Consider the following 24,969-nt stretch of genomic DNA (forward strand, 5'->3'; position numbering starts at 1 on the left):
TGTCGCCGTCACTCTGGACAACTTAGTCCGCCATGACGATTTCCGGGGGTGCGCCGGGCTCAGCCGAACTGCTGCCAGCCCAACCGGATCACCATGGCCACCACGACCACCAGCAGCACTACGCGGACGAACTCCGCGCCCCGGTCCAGGGCCATCCGCGAACCGACCACCGCACCCGCGATATTGGCCAGCGCCATCGCCCCGCCCAGCGCCCACAAAACATGACCGGTGGAACCGAAGTAGATCAGCGCCCCGATATTCGAACCGCAGTTGATCACCTTCGCCATCGCGGCCGCCCGCACGAACTCGGTGCCCAGCAGGGTGGCGAAGGTGATGATGAGAAATGTCCCGGTCCCGGGCCCCAGCAATCCGTCGTAGGCGCCGATCAGACCGGCGGCCAGCGCCACCACCAGGACCACCTTGCGCCGCGACGGGGGGTGGGTGGCCAGGGTGATCCCGATCGACGGCCGGGCCGTCACGAAAACGGCCACTCCGATCAGCACCGCGAGCACGATCGGGATGAACAGGTCCCGGTCGATCAGCGATACCGCGGCCGCTCCCGCGGCTGCAGTACCCGCCGCCAGCACCGCGGCGGGTATCAGCAACCACCACTCGATCGGGACCTTCCGGGCAAAGGTGGCCGCCGCCGCGGCTGTTCCCGCGACCGCCGACAGTTTGTTGGTGCCCAGCGCTGTCTGCGGGGGGAGGCCGGGGGCCACCAGCAGCAGGGTCGGCAGCACGATCAGGCCGCCGCCGCCCACCACGGCATCCACCCAGCCCGCGGCGGCCGCCGCGGGCAGCAGCATCAGCCAGTCGGTCACATCCACCCGCTCAGCAAACCAGACGGTGTGCAATGTGGCCGGGGCAGCATATGGCCGGGCGGACGTTCAACGGTAGGTCGGACGAGAGCGCCGGACGCTGCACCGCTTTCGTACACGGTTCGCGCCGAGCACGAATCGTGTATGTTCATTTGCCGTCCTGCCGGGTCGATGCTCGGAGTATCGGCGCCGAGGGCGGCGCGGCCGCGAGCCGGCTCCGGGGCAGACCGTAGCGAACGGAGGGCGGCCTGTGACATCGCCTCAGTGGCAGCAAATTGCTCGGCGCCTCCTCGACGCCGGCGAATCGGTTGCCGAATTCGCCGGTGAACGAGTGATAAGGCCGACGGCGCGTGGAGTGGACGATGCGGCGCATACGTTTGTCGCCGGAGACGGCACTATCGTGTCCAACAGATTCACGGCGCCGCCCGAGCGCCATATCGGGCACCCGATCCATACATCCGCCGCCGATGGGGCCGCGAGTGATCGCCTCCTGCAGAACGTCTACGGGGACCTGTATCACACAGATCATTCCGCGGTGTCTGCGTGGCAGGCCAACGAGTTGGTCATCAGACTACCCGCGGAATTACATTTCAAGATGAGAGACTTCATGGGTGACCCCGACCACCGAGCCAATGGTTACAACGATCCGGGAATATGGTTGGGGGATTCCGATATATTGGATCTCGGTCATCAGTTCATGAATCGTCACAACTGGCCTTTCATCGAAATGATGAGATTGGGAGGCAATGACGTAGAGAGGAAGATCGCCGGTGTCTACATCCCCGACCACAGGGCGCTGCTGCTCGGTAACCAGTCGACACGGTCGCAGAACATGGTGCTGCACGAGTACGGGCACGGTACGGACCATCTGCTCTCGCGGATGTCCGCTGACAAGGACAATTATATTCGACGAGTGCATATCCCTGCATTGAGGGACATAATCGAGAATGGATCCCCGAAGGCGAGTGACGCTATAGATCGCTGGATCGAGAAACCCGGTGAGACTTGGGCGGAAGGATTCTCATGGTATTACGACAAATACGATGATCTGTTCTACGATTCACGTAGGGCGACCAAGCTGATGTCGGAATATTTCAGTGAAGTGGACAGTATGATCAAGTCGTAGTCTCTGAGCCCTCGCGGAGGATTCGGCGTGTGGCTGTGGTTCTAGGCTGGTCCGGTGCGCCGGTTCAGCTTGTGGCTCCGAGACAACCCCATAGTCGCCGATTCCGTCCTCGCGGTCGTGCTGCTGCTGCTCGATCTCGCGGTGGCCCGCGACAGCACGAATCTCGTCGCGTTCCTGGTGTTCTCGGTGCTCATCCCGCTGCCGATCGCGCTGCGCCGGATCTACCCGCGGGCGATGGCAGCGACGTTCATGGCGTTGTCGTTCTGTGCCAGCACAATCGGCTTCATCGTGGGCGATCCCACCGTGCACGGCGCGCTGCTCGGTCACGGGATCATGCTGTACACACTGGTGGCCTACGTCGGCCGGCGCGCCGGGCTCTGGTACGTCCTGGCGCTGGTCGCCGATACCGCGTACGGGATGGCGCTGGTGAGCGGGTTCAAGGCCGGCGACGCCGCGTTCGTCTCCGTGTTCTTCGCCCTGTGCTGGGCGCTGGGCGAATTCACCGGCGCTCGCCGTGCCTATGATGCCGAGGTCGCGGCCCGGCTCGCCGTCGCCGACTCCGACCGGGAACGGCGTGCGCACGACGCGGTGTCGGCGGAGCGCACCCGGATCGCCCGGGAACTGCACGATGTGGTCGCGCACGCGGTGAGCGTGATGATCGTCCAGGCCGACGGCGCGCGATTCGCTCTGCGCACCGATCCCGGCACCACAGAACAGGCGCTGGTCACCATCGCCGGAACCGGCCGCGAGGCATTGCGCGAACTACGCCGCACCGTCGCCCTGCTGCGTACCGAACACGCCCCGGACGAGGTTCCGCAGCACGGTACGGCCGGGCTCGCGGCGGTCGTACAGCTGATGCGCGACGCCGGCCTGGCGGTCGAGCTGGAACTGGCCGGCGAACTGGACGGTGTCGCACCCGAAACCAGTCTGGGTATGCACCGCATCGTGCAGGAGGCGCTGACCAACACCCTGCGCCACGCTGGGGCCCACCCGAAGGCGTGGGTGCGGGTGCGGCGCCACTCCGACCACATCGAAGTGGAGGTCACCGATTCCGGCGGGGTCCCGGTCCGGCCCGAAGACCGGATCGAGGGCAGCGGTCTGGGGCTGGCCGGTATGCGTGAGCGGATGGCGGTGCTCGGCGGCAGCCTCGAGGCCGGGCGCCGGGCCGACGGAGCCTGGCGGGTGTACGCGCGTATTCCGCTGTCCACACCGGATCGGGAATAGGCAGCGCCCGCCGCTACATTGGATCCCGTGCCGATCACCGTGCTCGTAGTGGACGACCAGGAACTCATGCGCGTAGGACTGAAAATGGTGCTCGGCGCCCACCCCGATATCGAAGTGATCGGTGAAGCCGACAACGGGGCCACCGCGGTGGCCCGCGCCGCAGAACTCGTCCCCGATGTGGTGCTGATGGACGTCCGGATGCCGGTGGTGGACGGAGTCACCGCCACCGGCCGCATCCTCGAGGCCGATCACGGGACCCGGGTCCTGGTGATGACCACTTTCGACCTCGACGAACACGCCCTGGGTGCGTTGCGCGCCGGAGCCAGCGGGTTTCTTCTCAAGGACACGCCACCCGAGGATCTGATCTCGGCCATCCGCAGTGTCGCGGCGGGTGACGCCGTCGTATCGCCCAAGGTGACCAAACGCCTGCTCGACCGGTTGATCGCCGAGGAGCCCGCGCCGTCGCGTGATCCGGAGATACTCGAGGTGCTGACAGCGCGGGAGCGTGAGGTGCTCGAGCAGATCGCCGCCGGACGGTCCAATGCCGAGATCGCCGGTGAACTGTTCCTGTCCGAAGCGACCGTCAAGACACATGTCGGGCGGGTGCTGACGAAACTCGGCCTGCGTGACCGGGTGCAGGCAGTGGTGCTGGCCTACGAAACCGGGCTGGTGCGGCCGGGCGGCTGAGCTTTCGGGACCGGACTCACAGCGGTCCGGGAGAAAATCGGACATCTCGTTCGTTGGTCGGGTAGTCCGACCCGAAAGGTTCGCTCATGCCCGCTCTCGGTTTCCTCGTCTACCTCGTCGTCGAGATCGCCGCTTTTGCCGCCGCCGTCGCCTGGCTCGGCGCGTTCCCCGCGATTCTGCTGCTCATCGCCAGCTCCGCCGCCGGCATGCTGCTGCTCGGTTCCCAGTGGCGACGGGTGGGTGAACAGTTCCGCCGCGCCTCCCGCGGTGAGATCACCCCCGGCGCCGCGGTCGCCGACGGCGCACTGGTGGGGTTGGGCAGCCTGCTCATGTTCGTACCCGGCCTGGTCACCTCGGTGGTCGGCCTGCTGATGCTGCTTCCGCCGACCCGCGCCGTGTTCCGGCCGGTACTGGCGGCCCTGGCCGCGCGACGGGTCGCGAAGATCGCCGCGGCGGCGCCGTACCGGCCCACGGTGATCGACGCCGATATCGTCGACGGTGTCGTGGTGAGCGAGTGGTACACCGACGACCGCCCGAAATCCGCGACCGCGCTGGAACTGCGTCCGCCCTCGACGACCGAGCGGAATCCGGGCGATCCGGCCTAGTCCCGGCGTTCGTCGACGGGTGACGGGCCGACGGCCGGGCTACGAATCGTCGGCCATGCGGTATTCGCCCCGTTCCAGCCGGGCGAGTACGCCGGCGGTCCAGCCGGTGAGGTTGTCGAAGACGCCGCTCCACAGATCCAGCAGGTCGATGGCGTGTGGGGGCTCGTAGCGGCTCGGATAGTCGTCGGCCATGGCCACAAGATCGTCGCGGACGGCACGACTGTTCTCGCGCTGTTCGCGTAGTTTCGCGATCACATGTGCCCGGGGTAGCGCGTCCATGAATGCGATTCCGGCGCCGAGTTCCTCCATGTCCACGCTGGTCAGCGCCTCGTCCATCCGTTCGAGAAACTCCGCCTCGCCGGTGTCGGTCAGTTCGAACAGGGTCCGGCCCGGGCCACGGCCGCCGTCCTCGGTGCCGAGTGTCCGTAGTTTTCCTTCCTGGGTGAGCTGTTTGACCGCGTGGTAGATGGAACCGGGCTGCACATTGGTCCAGGTGTCGGCGCGCCAGGACAACAGTTCGCGGCGCACCGCGTACCCGTGGGTCGGCTGCTGCCGACGTGTCACTCCGAGAACCAGCAACCGAACCGCTGCCATCGTCGCTCCTTCCGTCATCGGAACAGTACGGTACTCAAATTTGACTTCTTGATGTAGTGGGATCTAACCTCTGGTAGTCAAAATTGACTATTGGGAGGGTTCTCATGGGAGATATCGCGGTACCGGTGCTGCCCACTCACGATCTGGCCCGCACGCTCGACTTCTACCGGGCGCTGGGATACACGGTCACCTACGAACAGACGAGGCCGTATATATACGGCGCGATCTCGGCCCACGACTGTGAACTCCATTTCGCCGACCCGCCCGCCGATAGCCCACCCCGGGAGCAGACGGGCTGCCTGGTCATGGTGGCGGACGCCGCGCAGCGGCACCGGACTTTCAGCGCGGCGCTACGTGAACGATTCGGCCGGATCCCGGCCCGGGGACTCGGGCGGATCACCCGCTTCCGTCCCGGCCAGACCCGTTTCAGCCTGATCGACCCGGACGGCAACTGGGTGACCTATATCCAGCGCAGTGAACCGGAGAGCCTGGAATACGGCGGATCGGCGACGTTGTCCGGTTTGGCGCAAGTGCTCGACAACGCCCGGATCCTGCGCGATTTCAAATCCGACGACAAGGCCGCGGAGCGAGCGATCGAGGCCGGGCTGCACCGGCACGGCGCCGAAGCCGGGCGGACGGACCGGGCCCGGGCCTTCGCGGCACTGGCCGAACTGGCGATCGCGCTCGGCAAACCGGACCGGGCAGCCGAGCGCCGCGCCGACCTGGCGGCGCTCGGGTTGACCGAGGCGGAGCGGGCGGAACTGGCCACCGAACTCGGTGCGGCCGATGACCTGGAACAGTGGCTGCGTCCGCACGCGGAATGATCCGCCTGGCCGTATCGAGGGCGGGAGCGTTGTCATCTGCCCGGTCCGTTCACAGCAGCCGGAGAGCGGATTCGCGATCCGCAGCGCCTGCCTGCCGATTGCGTGAATGTTGCGCCCTTCGCGGCGGAACAGCAACAGATCGCCCCGGCCCGCCCAGGTGCTCGGCCGTGCCGGGCGTCCGCGACGAAGGGTGAAATAGCCCGGCGCGGGCACTTCCCGGATCCCCACCCGGTGAAGTGCCCGGCCAGCCGGGGCGCCGTTATTCCGGGGCGGCCGGTGTGGAGCTCGGGGTGAGTTCGATTCCGACGGTGCCGGACTTTCCGCGGCGCAGCGTGCTGCCCAGCACCACCAGCGGACCGGTGAACCGGTATTTGCGGCGGATCAGGCGGCGTACGCGGGCACTACCGTCGGCGTCGAGAATGCGTCCGGTGCCGTGGACGACCTCGCCGCGCGGGGTGCCCTTGTAATCACACGGTTGCAGCGTCACCGCCGGGTTACGCCGCAGCCGCTTCACTTTCCAGCTGTCGGTGACGGTCCAGATATAGAGTTTGTCGTCCTCGGCCACCGCCCACAGCGGTGTCGGTACCGGGGTGCCGTCCTTGCGGAAGGTGGTGACCAGGACGTATTCGGCCGTGCCGACCGCGCCGAGCGTGTTGTTCATGAAAGGCAGCGTAATTCGCCGCCGCCCGGTGGGCGATCCGGTGCCGCGGCGGCCCGGCGCCGGGCGTCCGTCGGCGGGACCGGGCCGCGCGACGCCCACGGTGGTGCGGCAGACTGGACCCTCGTGAGTACGCAGCTGCTGGTCGGAGGCCGGATCTACAGTTCGAGTGCGCCCGATGCCACCGCCATGGCGGTGACAGACGGTGTCGTCGTATGGCTCGGCGCCGACCATGTGGGCCGCGCGTTGCATCCGGACGCAGAGGTCGTCGAGCTCGACGGCGCGTTCGTGACCCCCGCGTTCGTGGAGCCCCATCTGCACACCACCGCGCTCGGTCTCCAGCTCTCGGGACTCGACCTGTCGGCGGCGCGTTCGCTCACCCACTGCCTGGAACTGGTCGCCGGATACGCCGCCCGGCACCCCGGCGCCGCGATTCTGGCCGACGGCTGGGACGAGACCCGCTGGCCCGAGGGCCGGCCGCCGACCGCCGCCGAACTGGATGCCGCCGCCGGACCCGGTCGAGCGGTCTACCTGGCGCGGGTGGATGTGCATTCGGCGGTGGCCTCCTCGGCGTTGCTCGACGAGGTACCCGGGCTGCGGTCGGCTGCCGGGTTCGTGGCCGGCGAGCCGGTCCGGGCCGATGCGCACCATCTCGTCCGGGCCGCGGCCCGGACCAGGCTCACCCGGGAACAGCGGGATACGGCGCGGCGGACCGCGCTGGATGCCGCGGCCGCGCACGGGGTGGCGGTGGTGCACGAATGTGCGGGGCCCGATATAGAAGGCGAGATCGATCTGCGTGAGCTGCTCGCCTTCGAGCACGGTGTGCAGGTGCGGGCCTACTGGGGGCAGGGGGTCCGGACCGCGGACGAGGCGCGCACGCTGCTGGCCGAGCTCGGCGCGCACGGGCTGGCCGGTGATCTGTTCGTCGACGGTTCGATCGGCTCGCATACCGCCTGGTTGCGTGATTCCTACGCCGACAACCCCGGGACCGGTATCGGCTATCTCGACGCCGCGGATATCGCGGCGCATGTGCGGGCCTGCACCGAAGCGGGTGTGCAGGCCGGTTTCCACGCGATCGGTGACGGCGCGCTCGATGCAGTGGTGGCCGGGTTCGGGCAGGTCGTCGCCGAACTGGGCGGTCCGGCCGTGGCCGCCCGCGGGCACCGGGTCGAGCACGCGGAGCTGCTCGACGCGGCGCAGATCGAGGCGCTCGCCTCCTGGGGGGTCATCGCGAGTGTGCAGCCCGCATTCGACCTGGCCTGGGGCGGTCCCGACGGTATGTACGCCGAACGCCTCGGCACCACCCGAGCCGCCGCGCTGAACCCGTTCGCCGCCATGGCCTCGGCCGGAGTATCGCTGGCCATCGGTTCGGATGCGCCGGTGTCGGCCCTCGATCCGTGGGCGGCCGTCCGCGCGGCGGTACACCACCGCACGCCCGGGCACGGGCTCTCCCCGCGGGCCGCTTTCGCCGCCGCCACCCGTGGTGCCTGGCGGGCGGGCGGCGTGCGGGACGGAGTCGCGGGGACACTGGTACCTGGAGCGCCCGCCTCGTACGCGGTGTGGGAGGCCGGCGAGTTGGTGGTCGCCGCGTCCGCCGATTCGGTACAGCGCTGGTCCACCGATCCGCGGTCGCGGGTGCCCGGCCTGCCGTCGCTGACCCCGGATGCCGTGCTGCCGCGCTGTCTGCGGACCGTGCACGACGGCGCCACCATCTACAACGCGTGATCTCGGCCCGGACGGAACAGGACGCAGCAGTGGTACAGGGTGACAGTTCGGCGATTCGGTGGATCGGCGGGCTCGCCCGCTACCCGGTGCTGGTGCGGTGGGTGGGCGCGATCCTCGCCGGTGCCCTGCTCTTCGGCAGTTTCCCACCGCGGCCGTGGTGGTTTCTCGCGCCCGCCGGTATCGCGCTGCTGACTCTGATCGTGCGCAGCGGGACCGGGCTGCGGTCCGGTTTCGGGTACGGGTTCCTCGCGGGGCTCGGTTTCTTCCTACCGCTGCTGCCGTGGACCGGTATATATGTGGGCCCGCTGCCGTGGCTCGCGCTGTCCATCGCGTGCGCGGTGTATGTGGGTCTGTTCGGCGTGCTCGGCCGGTTGCTGGGCCGGCTGCCCGGATGGCCGTTGTGGCTGGCGCTGGCCTGGTCGGCCGCCGAATGGGGGCGGTCGAGTTTCCCGTTCGGCGGGTTTCCGTGGGGGCGGCTGGCGTTCGGCCAGGCCGACGGGTGGTTTCTGCCGCTGGCCGCCTACGGTGGTGCACCGCTGGTGAGTTTCGCGGTGGCGCTCAGTGGTACCTGCGGGGCAGCGGTGGTGCTGGGATTGCTCCGGGAGATCGGTTTCCCCGCGACGGCGGCGACCGTTGCGGGGAGCCGTGCCGGTACCGACACCGACGGTGCGCCAGGGGCAGGATCCGGGCCTAACGGTGCCGGCCGGGTGGCGACCGCGGCCGCGGCGGCGAGTTGTGTGCTGCTCGCCGCGGCCGGGCTCGGACTCCGCGCGACACTGCCCGACCCGATGGACGGTGACCGGACCATTACCGTGGCCGCTGTGCAGGGCAGCGTGCCGCGCCTGGGGCTGGATTTCAATGCTCAGCGCCGAGCCGTGCTCGACAATCATGTCCGCCGGACCGAGCAACTGACCGACGAGGTGGCGGCCGGTCTGTTTCCGGCCCCGGATGTGGTCGTGTGGCCCGAGAACTCCTCCGATATCGACCCGTTGCGCAATCCGGACGCCGCCGCGCTCATCTCGGCGGCCGCCCGCCGTGTCTCGGCGCCCATCCTGGTGGGAGCTGTGCTGGTCAACGGGGACGGGACCACCACCAATTCGGTAATGGTCTGGACCGCGGAAAGCGGTCCGGGAGACCGTCACGACAAAAAAATAGTACAGCCTTTCGGGGAATACCTGCCGATGCGCGGATTTTTTCGTCTCTTTTCGGACTATGCGGACAGGGCAGGATACTTTGTGCCGGGTCACGGGGACGGAACAATTCGGGCCGCGGGTACGGAAATCGGGGTGGCAACCTGTTATGAGGTCGCTTTCGACCGGGCCTTCCGGGATTCCCTGCGCTCGGGTGCGCAATTGCTCACGGTCCCGACGAACAATGCGACTTTCGGCGACAGTGAAATGACTTACCAGCAACTTGCGATGTCCAGAGTGCGGGCGGTCGAACACGGGCGCTCGCTGGTCGTGGCCGCCACCTCGGGGGTCAGCGCGATCATCGCCGCGGACGGATCGGTGCGGCAGGAGAGCGCGCTGTTCGTGCCCGAGGCGCTGGTCGCCGAGGTGCCGCTACGTGATTCGCACACCCCGGCAACCGTGCTGGGGCCCTGGCCGGAGTTGGTCGCCGTGCTCGTGACGGCGGCCGGTGTGATGCTCTCGATCGCCGGGCGAGTTGGTCGCAGGCGGGCCGGGGCCTCCACTGCGCCCGTGCGCGGCTGACCGCCGAATCGGTTTCCCGTCGCCACCGGCGGGTAAGCGATGCCGCGCGGGCTGCTTGCGGTTCTTCCGATTTGCACAGTGTTTATTTTTCGGTAGCGAAGGGTAAACATGCTGGCCTCTTATGCGTAGTATCTAGGCATTGCCCGGCCCCGCCGGGCAAGAAGTGAAGCGATCTTCCGCGTCTCTGCGTGACCGACGCGCCGGAATTCGGACACCGTGGTCCGATGTCTCCTCCGGCTCCAGGTAACCATTCGGTTTCGACTGCAATCCATTCAACGTGATGCTCCGAATAACCAGTCGTGAATCACACCCCATGGCCGGTACGGGCCGGTTGTGGGCTGTTCGGGGAGTGTCGAGCTGTAGAACGGAGTGATTGATGAGATCGTCGGCCACCGGGGTCGATAGCAGTTCGTCGGCCGGAGTTTCGGTCGAACCGTTTCCGCTCACACCCGCCCAGACGGCGATGTGGTACGCCCAGCGGATCCAGCCCGATATCCCGCTCATCGTCGCCGAGTACGTGGAGTTCCACGGGGATCTCGATCCGGGCCTGCTGCTGTATGCGATCGAGCGTTTCGGGGTGGAAACCGAGGTCGGGCTGCAGCGCATCGTGCAGGTCGACGGGGTGCCCCATCAGGTGATCGATCCGACGACCCGGCCGGGCTGGGCGCGACTGGATCTGCGGTCCGAGCCGGACCCGCACGCCGCCGCCCTGGCCTGGATGAAAGAGGACGCCCGCACTCCGATCGATTTCGAGCACGACCCGCTCGTCTTCAACGCGGTGCTGCGCACCGGCGACCGTGACTACATCTGGTACTCGCGGGTCCATCACATCGTCATCGACGGCTATGCGGCGATGAACGGGCTGATCCGGACCGCGGAGATCTACACCGCCTACTACGAGTCCCGGGAACCGTCGGTTTCCCGGGCCGCACCGCTGGCCGAGCTGTACGCCGGGGAGAACGAGTACCGGAACTCGCAGCGGTTCGACAACGACCGTGTCTACTGGAGCGAAATCCTGGACGGCGCAGGGGAGGTTGTCAGCCTGTCCACGGTCGCGAATCCGCCCGCGACCGCGGACGCGGGCCGTCGGCTGGCCACCGCGATTCTCAGCGAGACCACGGAGGCGGCCGTCGAGGCGGCGGCCGCCGAACGCAGCGCCTCCAATCCAATCCTGTTCGCCGCGGCCACAGCCTGCTATGTCCGGGCGATGACCGGGGAAAACGATGTGGTGCTGAGCCTTCCGGTGTCGGCGCGCACCACGGTGTCACTGCGTCGCTCCGCCGGTGTGGTGTCGAATGTGGTGCCGTTGCGGATCCGGTTCGAAGCCGACACCACGATCGAGGATGTCGTACGAGCGGTGGAGCGCCAGATCACCGGCGCACTACGCCATCAGCGATACCGGCACGACGATATCCGCCGCGACTGCGGTTACGACCGGGACACCCGCGGTTTCTTCGGGCCGATGATCAACATCATGTTGTTCAGCAAACCGTTGCGCTTCGCCGAATGCGATGTGACGGTGCATGTCCTGGCGACCGGGCCGGTCGAGGATCTCTCGGTCAATCTGTACAACGGTGACGGCGGCCGGGTGCATCTCGATTTCGAGGCCAACCCGCTGCTCTACAGCGAGAACGAGGTCCAGACCCACCACCACAGGTTCCTGAACTTCCTGGACCGCTTCCTCACCACCGAGATGGACACCACTGTCCGGGAACTGCCCGTCCTCACCGACGCCGAACAACGGCAGGTGTTGCATACCTGGAACGATACGGCGGCCGCGGTCGAACCCGGCACGCTGGCCGGTATTTTCGACGCGCAGGTGCGCCGGAGCCCGGATACCGTGGCGCTGGAATTCGAAGGTACGTCGCTGACCTACCGCGAACTGGACGCACGCGCGAACCGGTTGGCCAGGCTGTTGATCGAGGCGGGAGCCGGACCGGAACGTGTGGTCGGACTGTGCCTGCGGCGCAGCGCCGAACTGGTGGTCGCGATGTACGCCGTGGTCAAGACCGGGGCCGCCTATCTGCCGTTGGACCCGGAGCATCCGGTCGCGCGGCTGGAGCAGATCGTGGCCAGATCCCGCCCGGTCGCGCTCCTGGTGGCCGACCGGGACGGCCTCGAACTACCCGGCAACGCCGATCTCGTCCCGGTCGATACCGTCGACCTCGCCGGCTTCGCCCCGGAACCGGTCACCGATGCCGACCGGACCACGGCCCTGCGCGGTGACCATCTCGCCTACCTGCTGTTCACCTCCGGGTCCACCGGTGCCCCGAAGGGGGTCGGTGTCACCCACGCGGCCATCGTGAACCGGCTGCGCTGGATGCAGCACGAATACCCGCTCGACCCGACCGACGCCGTACTACAGAAGACCCCGGCCACCTTCGACGTCTCGGTCTGGGAGTTCTTCTGGCCGTTGCAGACCGGTGCCCGGCTGGTCGTCGCCCGCCCGGACGGGCACCGTGATCCGGCCTACCTGGCCTGGGTGATCCGTGAGCGGGGTATCACCACAGCGCATTTCGTCCCGTCCATGCTGTCGGTGTTCGTCACCGATACCGAGGTCGGCGACTGTGTCTCGCTGCGCCGGGTGTTCTGCAGCGGCGAAGCGCTGCCCCCGGCGACCGTGCGCGATTTCCACGCCGCGCTACCGGGCCCGCAACTGCACAACCTGTACGGCCCCACCGAAGCCGCGGTGGATGTCACCTCCTGGCACTGCCCGGCCGAAACCGATGTGGTCCCGATCGGCTCCCCGGTGTGGAACACCCGCACCTACGTCCTCGATGCGGCCCTGCGCCCGGTCGCGCCCGGCGCGGTGGGCGAGCTGTACCTGTCCGGTGTGCAACTGGCCCGCGGTTATCTCGGGCAGGCACCGTTGACCGCCGAACGGTTCGTCGCCGATCCGTTCACACCCGGCGCTCGTATGTATCGCACCGGCGATCTGGCCCGCTGGCGGCTGGGCTCCGCCGACAGCGGCCGCGGCGTCCTGGAGTATCTGGGGCGTACCGATTTCCAGGTCAAGATCCGCGGTCTGCGGATCGAGCTCGGTGAGATCGAATCCGCCCTGCTGGCCGATACCCGGATCGCGCGCGCTGTCTGCGTCGCCCACCGGGCCTCCGCCGGCGACCAACTCGCCGCCTATGTGGTGGTTCGCGGTGGCACCGACCTCGACCCGGCGGAGATCCGGGCCTTTCTGGCCCGCTCGCTGCCCGGATATATGGTGCCCGCCACGGTGACCGTGCTCGACGAACTGCCGCTCAACAGCAACGGCAAGATCGACCGGGCCGCACTTCCGGCCCCCGGCCCCACTGTCCGGCGCGGCCGCACCGCGCCGCGCAACGAAGTGGAAGAAGCGCTGGCCACGATATTCGCCGAACTCCTGAACGTTGCGGAGGTCGGTATCGACGACGGATTCTTCGAACTGGGCGGGAATTCGCTGGTGGCTGCCCGCGCGGTGGCACGGATAAACACCGCACTGGGCACCGCGCTGACCATCCGCGACCTGTTCGAGGCCGGCACCATCGCCGAGCTGACCGATCGGTTCCCGGTACACGAACTGGACCTCGCCTCGCCGCAGCTGGTCCCGATGCCCAGGCCCGACCGGATTCCGCTGTCCCCGGCCCAGCAGCGGCTGTGGATCCTCAACCGTTTCGCCGAGCACGCAGCCGCCTACAACATGCCGCTCGCGGTACAGCTCGATGGCAATCTCGATATCGAGGCATTGCGGGCCGGTCTGCTGGACGTCCTGGACCGGCACGAGAGCCTGCGCACCACCTTCCCCGACTCCGGTGAAGGGCCGTATCAGCGGATCCATTCGGCCGCCGAGGCCGGTCGGGCGCTGGAGGTGATCGACGCGTCCGGTGTCGACATCACCGGCCCGGCCACCGAATTCGTTTCCCGTCCGTTCGATCTGCGCAGCGAGTTCCCGGTCCGGGTGGCCCTGTACGCCACCGATGTGGACTGTCACGTACTCGTGCTGGTGCTCCACCACATCTGCGGTGACGGCTGGTCGGTCACACCACTGGTCCGGGATCTGACCGCCGCGGTCGAGGCGCGGGCGGCCGGGCGCGCGCCGCAGTGGACGCCCCTGCCGGTGCAGTACGCGGATTTCGCGCTGTGGCAGCGGGAACTGCTCGGTGAGGAATCCGATCCCGGGAGTGCGCTGAGTCGGCAGGTGGCCCACTGGCGGGCCGAGCTCGCCGGCCTGCCCGATCAACTCGATCTCCCGCTGGACCGGCCCCGACCGGTCCGCCGCTCCACCGGGGGTGGCCGGGTCGCGTTCACCATCCCGGCCGGAACCCGGCGCGCGGCAGCGGAACTGGCTGCCTCGCGCGGGGCCAGCATGTTCATGGTGGTGCACGCGGCGCTGGCCACACTGCTGGCCCGGATCTGCGGCAGCACCGATATCGTGATCGGCACCCCTATCGCGGGCCGTACCGATCCGGCGCTCGACGAATTGGTCGGGATGTTCGTCAACACCCTGGTCCTGCGCACCGAGGTGGATCCCGGTGCCGATTTCGACCGGATGCTCGATATCGTCCGGGAGACCGATCTCAATGCGTTCGCCAATGCCGATGTGCCGTTCGAGCGGCTGGTCGAGGTGGTGAACCCGGAACGTTCCGGGGCGCGTCATCCGCTTTTCCAGGTGATGCTCTCCTACGACAACGCAGGTGAACTGGAACTGGCGCTACCCGGGGTGCGCACCGAGATCCTGCCGCTCGACGGTGCCATCGCGAAATTCGATCTCCAGCTCGAAGTGCACGACGACAACTCCGGCGGTGAACTGCACGCCGAGATCGGTTATGCGACAGATGTTTTCGACGAACGCACGGTCGGTGCGATCGCGCGCCGGTTCGTCGCGGTCCTGGACGCGGCGGTCGGTGATCCGCGGCGGCCCGTCGGCGATATCGAGGTACTGGAGCGCCGGGAACGCGGCAATCTCGTCCCGCTCGCCGGTGGTCCCGCCGAACCTCCGGTTCTGCTGGCCGATCTGTTCGGTCGGTCCGCGGTCCGCGACCCCGACGGGGTCGCGGTTCGCTACCGGGGCATCGACACCACGTACCGGGAACTGGACGAACGCGCCAACCAGGTCGCGCGGCTGCTGATCGATCAGGGCGCCGGGCCCGAGACGGTTGTCGCGCTGGCATTTCCGCGTGGTCTGGACGCGTTGACCGCGGTCTGGGCGGTCGCCAAGACCGGTGCCGCCTATGTACCGGTCGACCCCGGCTATCCGCCGGAGCGGATCGCCCATATGCTCACCGATTCGGGCGCCCGTCTCGCGGTCACCGGCCCGGACCAGGTTCCCGCGCTGGCCGAGGTGCCAGGTGTCGTCGAGTCGTGGCTGGTCTTCGGTACCCCGGAATTCGAGAAGGACTGTGCGGCAGTGTCCTCGGCGCCCGTCACGGATGCCGATCGGATCGCCCCACTGCGCGCCACGCATCCGGCGTACCTGATCTATACCTCCGGCTCGACCGGCACGCCGAAAGCCGTGGTCGTCACCCACGGTGGACTGGCCTCGTTCGCCGCCGAACAGTGCTACCTGTTCGGCGTCACCCCGGATTCGCGCACCCTGCACTTCTCCTCGCCGAGCTTCGACGCCTCGGTCCTCGAACTGCTGCTCGGTTTCGCCTGTGGCGCGACCATGGTGGTGGCGCCGCCGGATATCTACGGTGGTGGGGAACTGGCCGAGCTGCTGCGCACCGAGGCCGTCACCCACGCGTTCGTCACGCCCGCCGCCCTCGCCACGGTCGACCCGGCAGGGCTCGACCAGCTGCATGCTGTCCTGGTCGGTGGTGAGGCGTGCAGTCCCGAACTCGTGGCGACCTGGGCCGACCGGTACCGCATGCACAATATGTACGGTCCGTCCGAGGCGACGGTGGCCGCGACCATATCCGGGCCCATGCGCCCCGGCCGCCCGGTCCCGCTGGGTCATCCGGTGCGCGGTATGCGGTTGTTCCTACTGGATTCGCGATTGCGGCCGGTGCCGCCCGGCACCCCGGGCGAGCTGTATGTCTCCGGGCTCGGTGTGGCCCGCGGCTATCTGGGCCGGTATGCCCTGACGGCGGCGCGTTTCGTGCCCAATCCGTACGGACGCCGCGGTGAGCGGATGTATCGCACCGGCGATCTGGTGGTGGCCGACCGGTCCGGCCGGCTCCGGTTCCTCGGTCGCGCCGACGATCAGGTGAAACTCCGCGGCTTCCGTATCGAACTGTCCGAGATCGACCATGTGCTGCGCGGCCATCCCGGGGTGCGCTCCGCCCTGACCGTCGTACACACCGACGCGTACGCCCGGCAGCGGCTGGCCGCCTATATCGTCGCCGACGCCGGGCTGGATCCCGCCGCCGTCCGGGCGGCCGTGCGCGGGCAGTTGCCCGGATATATGGTTCCCGACGCCGTCACCGTGCTGCCCGAGTTCCCGACGGCACCTTCGGGCAAGCTCGACCGCCGGGCACTGCCCGAACCGGTCTTCCTGAACGCGGTCGCCACTTCGCGCGCACCCGCCACCGAGGCCGAACGCCGGGTGGCCGAGGTCTTCAGCGAGGTGCTGGGATGCGAGGTCACCGGTGCCGAGGACGGGTTCTTCGATCTGGGTGGTAACTCGCTGCTGGCGACCCGGCTGGTGGGCGCGCTCTACGAGCGGTTCGGGGTGGACCTGCCGGTACGCACCGTATTCGAGGCCCCGACCGTCGCCACGCTGACCGAACAGCTGCTGCGCACACCGGCCACCACGCGGGTTCCGCTGACCGCCTACGATCCCCGGCCGCAGCGGTTGCCGCTGTCGCTGCCGCAGCAGCGGCTGTGGTTCCTGAACCGGTTCGCACCCGAGTCCAGTGCCTACAACATCGCCTTCGTGCTCGATATCGAGGGCACACTGGATGTGCCGGCGCTGCGGGCGGCACTCGGCGATATCGTCGAACGGCACGAAGTGCTGCGCACCGTCTTCCCCGATGACGGTGCCGGCGCCCAGCAGCGGATCCTCCCGGCCGCGTGGGCACTGCCCGCGCTGGAATTGCGGGATGCCGATCCGGCCGGCGCCGAGGCGATACTCCGGGAATCGGCCACCACCGGTTTCGATCTCACCGCGGGTACACCGCTGCGGGCGACACTGTTGCGCACCGGCGCCGACCGGTATCGGCTCGGGGTGATCGTGCACCATATCGCCGCCGACGGCTGGTCGCTGGCCCCGTTGACCCGTGACCTCGCCCTGGCCTATCAGGCTCGGCTCGCCGGTGCGGATCCACAGTGGCCGCCGCTGCCGGTGCAGTACGCCGATTTCGGGCTCTGGCAGCGTGAACATCTCGGTGATCAGAACGACGCGGACAGTCTCGCCGCGCGTCAGCTCGGCTACTGGCGCGAACAGCTGGCGGGTCTGCCCGACGAACTGCCGCTGCCCTACGACCGGGCCCGTCCCACCGAACCCGAGCACACGGCCGGGTCGGTGCGCCGCGTTGTCCCGGAGCCGGTGCGTCGCGCCCTCGCCGAGGTCGCTCGTGGTCAGGGCATGAGCTCGTTCATGCTGCTGCGTTCGGCGCTCGCGGTGCTGTTGCGTTCGGTCACCGGTGGCCGCGATATCGCCATCGGCACCCCGGTCGCCGGACGGGCCGATCGCCGGCTCGACGAGCTGGTCGGAATGTTCGTCAACACACTCGTCCTGCGTTCGGAGGTCGACCCCGCCGCATCGTTCATCGAACTGCTGCGCAGCGACCGGGACACCGAACTCGCCGCGCTCGCGCATGCCGATATTCCGTTCGAGCAGGTGGTGGCCGCACTCGGTCACGATCCCCGCGCCACCGGCCGCCACCCGCTGTTCCAGGTCGCGCTCACCGTGCAGGACACCCCGGTCCCCACCCTGGAACTGCCCGGTCTGTCGGTGAACGCGGCCGCGCTCGATATCGCCCGCGCGAAATTCGATCTGGAGCTGCGGGCCGGTGATATCGGCGACGGTGAACTCGAATTCGTCTACGCAGATGAGCTGTTCGACGCCGCGACGGTGGAGATCCTGGCGGATCGGTTCGTCCGGGTGCTCGGCGCCATCGCCGCGCGACCCACGGTCGTAGTGGGTGATATCGACACCCGCACCACCACCGAACGCGAAATGCTCTGTCCGGCATACGGGCCCGTTCCCGGAGTGCCGCGCACCCTGGGCGCTCTGTTCGGTGCGACCGCGCTCGCCCACGGTCCGCGTCCGGCGCTGTACGAGGACGATACGGTGCTCACCTACGCCGAACTCGACCGTCGCGCGAACCGTCTGGCGCGGGCATTGATCCGGCGCGGCCTGGGTACCGGCGACAAGGTCGCGCTGGGGCTCACCCGGTCGGCGGATTCGGTGACGGCCGTGCTCGCCATCGCCAAATCCGGTGCCGCGTTCGTCCCCGTGGACCCGAACTATCCGGCCGAGCGGGTCACCCATATGCTCGCCGATTCCGGGTGTTCGGTCGGGATCACCCGGACCGGCCACGCCGAGCGGTTGCGTGCGGCGGGCGGGGCCGGAATCGAATGGATGCTCCTGGACTCGCCGGCCGGCCGGAGCGAGATCGGCGGTGAGACGGCGGGCCCGGTGACCGATCTGGATCGGATACGCCCGGTCCGGGTCGCCGATCCGGCCTATCTCATCTACACCTCCGGTTCCACCGGAAAACCCAAGGGTGTCACGGCGACGCACGGTTCACTCGCCGATCTCGCCGACGAGTTCCGGGACCGGCTCGCGGTGAACCCCGCCGCCCGGATCCTGCACTTCTCGTCGCCGAGCTTCGACGCGGCGGTCCTGGACCTGCTGCTCGCGATCGGCGCCGGTGCCGCCTTGGTGATCGTGCCGCCGGAGGTCTACGGCGGTGACGAACTGGCCGAGCTCATGACCCGCGCCGAGGTCACCCACACCTTCATCACGCCGGCCGCGCTCGCCACCATCGACCACGAACGCTGGCCGCTGCCCGCGCTGCGGGGTCTGATGGTGGGCGGTGAGCATCTGGGCCCGGAACTGGTCGCGCGGTGGGCGCCCGGCCGCCGCATGTTCAACGCATACGGACCCACCGAGACCACCGTGGTCGTCTCGGTGACCCCGGTTGCCGTGGACCGCCCCGCCGAACTGGGCAAGCTGATCCGCGGAATTCGTGCCCTGGTACTCGACGAACGGTTGCGTCCGGTACCCACGGGTGTGCCCGGCGAGCTCTATCTGGCCGGTCCCGGACTGGCCCGCGGCTACCACGAGCGGTTCGGGCTGACCGCCGCGCGGTTCGTCGCCGACCCGTACGGGCCGGCCGGTGCCCGGCTCTACCGCACCGGCGACGTCGTCCGTTGGACCCGCACCGGCGGACTGCGATACCTGGGTCGCAGTGACAACCAGGTGAAGATGCGCGGTTTCCGGATCGAACTGGGCGAGATCGCCGGCGCGCTCACCGCGCATCCGGCGGTGCATTTCGCCCATGTCGCGGTACGCAACATCGGCGATTCGGACCGGCTGGTCGCCTATGTGCATCCGGTCGATCCCGCGAACCGGCCCGAGCCCGAGGAACTGCGTGATCATCTGAGCCGGCGTCTGCCCAGGCATATGGTTCCGGCCGCGTTCGCCCTGCTCGACGAGATACCGCTGACCCCGGTCGGCAAATTGGATATCGCCGCGCTGCCCGAGCCCCGGGCACTGTCCCTGGCCGCATCCGGCCGCGCACTCGGTTCGGATACCGAACGCCGGGTCGCCGCGATCATGGGCGAACTGATCGGCACCGTGATCACCGATGCGGACGACAGCTTCTTCGATATCGGCGGCAACTCGCTGCTGGCCACCCAGCTGGTGGGCCGGCTCGACGCGGCGACCGGGGTCCGGCTGCCGGTGCGCGCGGTATTCGCCGCCCCGACGGTCGCCGAACTCGCGGCCCGCCTCGACGGGGAATCCGCCGGCACCGGCGCCGCTCTGGTACGCCGGGAACGGCCGGCGCGGATCCCGTTGTCGGCAGCCCAGCAGCGATTGTGGTTCCTCAACCGCTACGGCGGTGCGGACGGTGGCGCGTACAACATTCCGGTCGTCCTGCGGCTGCGCGGTCCGCTCGACCACGCGGCACTGCGCCGGGCCCTGCATCTGTTGCAGGAACAGCACGAAACCCTGCGCACGGTGTTCCCCGAGATCGACGGTGAGCCGGCCCAGGTGGTCCTCGACCCGGCCGAAGCCGCCGTGACGGTGGAAGCCCCGGTGGCCGGCGGCGCGGATCACGGCGCCGCCATCGAACGGTTCATCGCTCCCGGATTCGATCTTTCCTCCGAAATACCCTTGCGAGCAGCGATTTTCGTGGTGGCACCGGATGAGCACATCCTCGTGCTCGTCGTGCACCACATCGCGATGGACGGCTGGTCGCTGGAACCGCTCGCGGCCGATGTGGCCGCGGCCTACCGGGCGATACGGCTCGGAGCCGACCCGCGGGCCGATCCCGAGCAACTCCAGTACGTCGACTACACGCTGTGGCAACAGGAGGTGCTCGGTGACGAGGCCGATCCGGCCGCGCTGATCCGCCGTCAGCTCGACTATTGGCGCACCCGGCTGGAGGGATTGCCCGAACTGCTCGCGGTGCCCGCCGACCGCCCGCGCCCGCCGGTGCCGTCCTATCGCGGCGGCACGGTGGAACAGCGGGTCGGCGCCGGGGTGCACCGGGAACTGCGCGAGCTGGCCGCGCGCCACAATGTGAGCCTGTTCATGGTGCTGCACGCCGCGCTGGCGGTGCTGCTGCACCGGGTGACCGGCGTCGGCGATATCGCCGTCGGTACTCCGGTCGCCGGACGCGGTCGGCCCGAACTCGACCGGATGATCGGCATGTTCGTCAACACGCTGGTGCTGCGGACCCCGGTGGCGCACGATGCTCGCTTCACCGAACTGCTCGATACGGTGCGCGATACCGACCTCGATGCGTTCGGTCACGCGGATCTGCCGTTCGAACGGCTGGTCGAGGTCCTCAACCCGGTACGTTCGCAGGCCCATCATCCGCTGTTCCAGGTGATGCTCTCGGTCCGCGACGAACCGGTGCGGGCACTGGAACTTCCAGGGCTGAGTATCGAGGCGATGGATATCGACGCGGGTATCGCCAAATTCGATCTCCAGTTCACCCTCACCGAATCCCGGACCGCCGACCGCTCGCCGGACGGAATCAGTGTGGCCGTGAACTACAGCGGGGATCTGTTCGACGAACCGACCGCGGCCCGGCTCAATCGGCGGCTCATCCGGTTGCTCACCGCGATCGCCGCCGACCCGGCCGTGGTCGTCGGTGATCTGGAACTGCTGGAACCCGAGGAATGGTCGGCGCTGGCGCCGCTGCGCCGGGCCGACCCCGACCAGCCGTGCACCCTGGCCGAGGTCTTCGCCGCAGCGGTGGACACCGACCGGCAGGCCGTGGCGCTGGCGGGGGCGGGAGTGGAGGTCACCTACGACGCGCTCGATCGCTGGAGCAATCGGCTGGCGCGAGTCCTGGTCGGCTACGGAGTCGGGCCGGAAACACTGGTGGCACTGGGTATTCCGCGGACGGTCGAATCGGTGGCCACGGTATTGGCGGTCACCAAGACCGGCGCCGCGTTCGTACCGGTGGATCCCGGCTACCCGGCCGCCCGGATCACCCATATGCTCTCCGATTCCGGCGCCGCGCTGGGGCTCACGCTGGCCGAATATCGTGATCGGCTGCCCGACGGGGTCCGCTGGCTGGCGCTCGATGATGCCGAGATCCGCGAGCAGGTGCTGCGGGCATCCAGCGCGCCGCTCGGCGCAGCGGACCGGATCGCTCCGCTGCGGATGGACAATCCCGCATACGTGATCTACACCTCCGGTTCGACCGGAACGCCCAAGGGTGTGGTGGTCACCCATCGTGGACTGTCCAATTTCGCGGCCGAGACGGCACAGCGGTTCGATGTCCGGCCGGGCAGCCGGATCCTGCATTTCGCGACCCCCAGTTTCGACGCCGCCATGCTGGACCTGCTGTTCGCGCTCGGTGGTGCGGCCACCTTGGTGCTCACCCCGCCGGGTGTGGTCGGCGGCGCGGACCTGGCCCGAGTGCTCATCGCGGAACGGATCACGCACGCCTTCATCACCACGGCCGCGCTCGCCACCGTGGATCCGGAGGGCATCACCGATTTCCGGCATGTCCTGGTCGGTGGTGAGGCGTTGCCCGCCGAGGTCGTCGCGCGCTGGGCGCCGGGGCGGAATTTGCACAATGTCTACGGGCCCACCGAGACCACCATCGTCACCGTGATGTCGGCGCCGCTGGTACCGGGTGGGCCGATCCCGATCGGTGAACCGATCCGCGGGGTCGCGGCCATGGTGCTCGACGCCCGGCTGCGCCCGGCGCCGCTGGGCGTCACCGGCGAGTTGTATCTGGCCGGTGGGGCGCTGGCCCGCGGGTACCACGACCGTCCGGGCCTCACCGCCCAGCGGTTCGTGGCCAATCCGTACGGGAAGCCGGGGGAGCGGATGTACCGCACCGGCGACCTGGTACGTATCCGTACCGCCGCGAACGGCGGTCCCGGCGATATCGAATATGTCGGCCGGACCGACCATCAGGTGAAGATCCGCGGTTTCCGGATCGAACTGGGCGAGATCGACGCGGCGCTGAGCCGGCATCCGGCGGTCGAGTTCTCCTATACCGCCGGGCATCGTACGGCCGCGGGCGCCACCGCCCTGGTGTCGTATGTGAAGGTCGGATCGGTCACCACGGCGGCCGAACTGACCGCGCATGTGTCCGAACTGGTGCCCAACTACATGGTTCCGCAGTCGATCATGCTGATCGACCGGCTGCCGCTGACCCCGGTGGGCAAACTCGACCGGGCCGCACTGCCCGAGCCGGTGTTCGCCACCGCCGAGGGCTACCGGGCACCGGAAGGACCGGTGGAGGCCGCGCTGTGCGAGATCTTCGCCGAGGTGCTCGAGGTCGAACAGGTAGGGGCCGGGGACGGATTCTTCGAACTGGGTGGTAATTCGCTGCTCGCCACGAAGGTGGTCGCCCGGGCCCGGGAAGCCGGATACGAACTGCCGATGCAACTGTTGTTCGGCGAATCCACGCCGGCGGCACTGGCCGCGCGGCTGGGCGACGGCACCGCCGCCGACGCCATGGCGATGGCGCTCGCGCCACTGCTGCCGCTGCGCCCGGACACCGGCACCGGCCGGCCTCCGCTGTTCTGTGTGCATCCGGCGATCGGCCTGGCCTGGTGCTATGCCGGGCTACTCGCCGAACTTCCTGCCGATCAGCCCGTCTACGGTTTGCAGGCGCCGCAGGCGAGCGGGAAACCCGGATTCGGTTCCATCGGTGAGGCGGCCGAGCACTACATCACCCATATCCGGACCGTGCAACCGCACGGGCCCTATCAGCTGCTCGGTTGGTCGCTGGGTGGTCTGATCGCCCACGAGATCGCCGTGCGGTTGCAGGCGGCCGGCGAGGAGGTCGCGCTGCTCGGCATGCTGGACAGCTACCGGCTCTCCGACGAACTGGCCGCCGACGCCGTCCCCACCGTCGCCGAGATACTGGGCGAATTCGGCGGCGATCTCGTCGCCGACGGAGCCGAACCGACTCTGGCCGAGGCCGCCGAACTGCTGCGGTCCCGGCCGGGACCGTTCGCGGCGCTCACCTTGGATCATCTGGAACGCCTGTACGCCGGTTATGCCGACGGCACGGTCCAGGCCAACGGATTCGGTCCGGGGGTGTTCGACGGTGACCTGCTGTTCTTCGCCGCCGCGACCGATCCGGTGAACCTCGCCGCCGCGGACCGCGAACCCGGAGCCTGGCGGGCCTTCGTCACCGGCACGGTGCGCCCGCACGCTGTCGCCTGCACCCATGCGGAGATGACGACCCCGGAATCACTGGCAGTGATCGGTCCGGTGCTCCGGGCGCATCTCGGTGACCGGATGCCGGCGGCGCACGCACGATCACAGCCCGATGTCGAAACGAAGGAGAACGCTCAGTGAAGCCCGCGGTGCAGATCACCGGTCTGGTGAAGAACTACGGCCGGGTCTGCGTTTTGGACGAGGTCGATCTCGAAATTCCCGAAGGCACGGTGATGGGGCTGCTCGGCCCCAACGGGGCGGGTAAGACCACCGCCGTCCGGATCGTCACCACCCTGCTGCGGCCCAACGCCGGATCCGTCCACGTCGCGAATGTCGACGTCCTGCACGACCCGGCCGCGGCACGCAAACTCATCGGTCTGTCCGGTCAGTACGCGGCGGTGGACGCCAATCTCACCGGCTACGAGAACCTGCGGATGGTCGCGCGACTCTACGGGATGTCGCGTGAGCGCGCCGTCGTCCGGGCCCGGGAACTGCTCGGCGAATTCGGGCTCGAGGACGCCGCGGACCGCCGGGCCGGAACCTACTCCGGCGGCATGACCCGGCGTCTCGACCTGGCCGGTGCCCTGGTCGCGCGGCCGCCCGTGGTGGTGCTGGACGAACCGACCACCGGGCTGGACCCACGCGCCCGCAACGATATGTGGCGGGTGATCGGCGAACTCGTCCGGGACGGCACCACGGTTCTGCTGACCACCCAGTATCTCGAGGAAGCCGATCGGCTCGCCGATCAGATCACGGTGATCGACAAGGGCCGGGTCATCGCCCGCGGTTCCGCGGACGAACTCAAATCCTCGATCGGCGGTGACCGGCTCACCGTCACCCTGAGCCCCGGCCAGGATCCGGCGCCCGCCTTGCGGGTCCTCGCCGAGATCGGCATCGGTGAACCCGCGCACGAGGCGAGTGCCGACGAGGTATCGGTGGTGGTGGCCGATGGTTCCCGCACCATGGTTCAAGCGCTGCGCCGGCTCGATGACGCAGATGTGAATGTCGTCGATGCCCGGGTACACAGGCCCAGCCTCGACGACGTCTTCCTGTCCATCACCGGCTCGCCGGCGCTGCCGGATGCCGAGCCGGAAACCAGTGACGTACCCGAGGAGATCATGTCGTGAGCACCGCAGAAATCGCGGTCGAATCCGAAACCACCAGCCCGACCGATGAGACGGAGGCGGAACTGTCACACGCGACCGGCTCCCACCGG

At 68.6% G+C, this 24,969-nt stretch carries 12 protein-coding genes; 9 read left to right on the forward strand and 3 right to left on the reverse strand.

All coding sequences use genetic code 11. The annotated features are described in order from the left end of the window. Nucleotides 1-59: 59 nt before the first annotated feature. A complete protein-coding gene (locus ACWCPQ_RS06895; protein WP_449895660.1) occupies nt 60-827 on the reverse strand; it encodes a TSUP family transporter in 768 nt (255 codons plus the stop codon). 241 nt (nt 828-1,068) lie between these two features. Here ACWCPQ_RS06895 and ACWCPQ_RS06900 point away from each other — a divergent pair, with 241 nt between their 5' ends. The 4 genes from ACWCPQ_RS06900 (at nt 1,069) to ACWCPQ_RS06915 (ending at nt 4,460) form a co-directional block, all read left to right on the forward strand. Continuing rightward, a complete protein-coding gene (locus ACWCPQ_RS06900; RefSeq protein ID WP_449895661.1) occupies nt 1,069-1,944 on the forward strand; it encodes a hypothetical protein in 876 nt (291 codons plus the stop codon). 54 nt (nt 1,945-1,998) lie between these two features. Continuing rightward, on the forward strand, nt 1,999-3,168 hold the full coding sequence (locus ACWCPQ_RS06905) for a sensor histidine kinase (RefSeq protein ID WP_449895663.1): 1,170 nt from the start codon (nt 1,999-2,001) through the stop codon (nt 3,166-3,168). Nucleotides 3,169-3,195: 27 nt separating this feature from the next. Beyond that, on the forward strand, nt 3,196-3,855 hold the full coding sequence (locus ACWCPQ_RS06910; protein WP_449895665.1) for a response regulator: 660 nt from the start codon (nt 3,196-3,198) through the stop codon (nt 3,853-3,855). A gap of 86 nt (nt 3,856-3,941) precedes the next feature. Beyond that, nucleotides 3,942-4,460 carry an FxsA family protein gene (locus ACWCPQ_RS06915; RefSeq protein WP_449895667.1) on the forward strand — a complete coding sequence of 173 codons (519 nt, stop codon included), beginning with the start codon at nt 3,942-3,944 and terminating at the stop codon, nt 4,458-4,460. 39 nt (nt 4,461-4,499) lie between these two features. Here the strand turns inward: ACWCPQ_RS06915 and ACWCPQ_RS06920 are convergent, their stop codons facing one another. Continuing rightward, complete coding sequence (locus ACWCPQ_RS06920; RefSeq protein WP_449895669.1) at nt 4,500-5,054, reverse strand: PadR family transcriptional regulator; 555 nt, start codon at nt 5,052-5,054, stop codon at nt 4,500-4,502. Nucleotides 5,055-5,158: 104 nt separating this feature from the next. Between ACWCPQ_RS06920 and ACWCPQ_RS06925 the strand changes: the two genes are divergently transcribed. Further along, nucleotides 5,159-5,878, forward strand: coding sequence for a VOC family protein (locus ACWCPQ_RS06925; protein ID WP_449895671.1), 720 nt, complete (start codon nt 5,159-5,161; stop codon nt 5,876-5,878). Between the two features lie 259 nt (nt 5,879-6,137). Here ACWCPQ_RS06925 and ACWCPQ_RS06930 read toward each other — a convergent pair whose 3' ends face one another. Beyond that, a complete protein-coding gene (locus tag ACWCPQ_RS06930; protein ID WP_449895673.1) occupies nt 6,138-6,539 on the reverse strand; it encodes a PPOX class F420-dependent oxidoreductase in 402 nt (133 codons plus the stop codon). Between the two features lie 123 nt (nt 6,540-6,662). On the opposite strand from ACWCPQ_RS06930, the gene ACWCPQ_RS06935 reads away from it, so the two are divergent. The 4 genes from ACWCPQ_RS06935 to ACWCPQ_RS06950 all read left to right on the forward strand — a co-directional run bounded on the left by ACWCPQ_RS06935 (nt 6,663) and on the right by ACWCPQ_RS06950 (nt 24,880). After that, nucleotides 6,663-8,261 (forward strand): amidohydrolase, encoded by a 1,599-nt coding sequence (locus ACWCPQ_RS06935; protein WP_449895675.1) that lies wholly within the window; start codon nt 6,663-6,665, stop codon nt 8,259-8,261. Nucleotides 8,262-8,290: 29 nt separating this feature from the next. Next, a complete protein-coding gene (gene lnt, locus ACWCPQ_RS06940) occupies nt 8,291-9,973 on the forward strand; it encodes an apolipoprotein N-acyltransferase (protein ID WP_449895677.1) in 1,683 nt (560 codons plus the stop codon). Between the two features lie 376 nt (nt 9,974-10,349). After that, the gene (locus tag ACWCPQ_RS06945) at nt 10,350-23,894 is read left to right on the forward strand and encodes an amino acid adenylation domain-containing protein (protein ID WP_449895678.1); all 13,545 of its coding nucleotides are present in this window, start codon (nt 10,350-10,352) and stop codon (nt 23,892-23,894) included. Continuing rightward, nucleotides 23,891-24,880 carry an ATP-binding cassette domain-containing protein gene (locus ACWCPQ_RS06950; protein ID WP_449895679.1) on the forward strand — a complete coding sequence of 330 codons (990 nt, stop codon included), beginning with the start codon at nt 23,891-23,893 and terminating at the stop codon, nt 24,878-24,880. The genes ACWCPQ_RS06945 and ACWCPQ_RS06950 overlap by 4 nt, the downstream gene beginning before the upstream one ends. Nucleotides 24,881-24,969: the final 89 nt, after the last annotated feature.

It is taken from the genome of Nocardia sp. NPDC001965, from assembly GCF_053594175.1.

Bases quoted from the DNA above. Each gene is read 5' to 3' on its own strand.
- ACWCPQ_RS06915 (WP_449895667.1), top strand. From the start codon at position 3,942: ATGCCCGCTCTCGGTTTCCTCGTCTACCTCGTCGTCGAGATCGCCGCT.
- ACWCPQ_RS06920 (WP_449895669.1), bottom strand. From the start codon at position 5,054: ATGGCAGCGGTTCGGTTGCTGGTTCTCGGAGTGACACGTCGGCAGCAG.
- ACWCPQ_RS06925 (WP_449895671.1), top strand. From the start codon at position 5,159: ATGGGAGATATCGCGGTACCGGTGCTGCCCACTCACGATCTGGCCCGC.
- ACWCPQ_RS06930 (WP_449895673.1), bottom strand. From the start codon at position 6,539: ATGAACAACACGCTCGGCGCGGTCGGCACGGCCGAATACGTCCTGGTC.
- ACWCPQ_RS06945 (WP_449895678.1), top strand. From the start codon at position 10,350: ATGAGATCGTCGGCCACCGGGGTCGATAGCAGTTCGTCGGCCGGAGTT.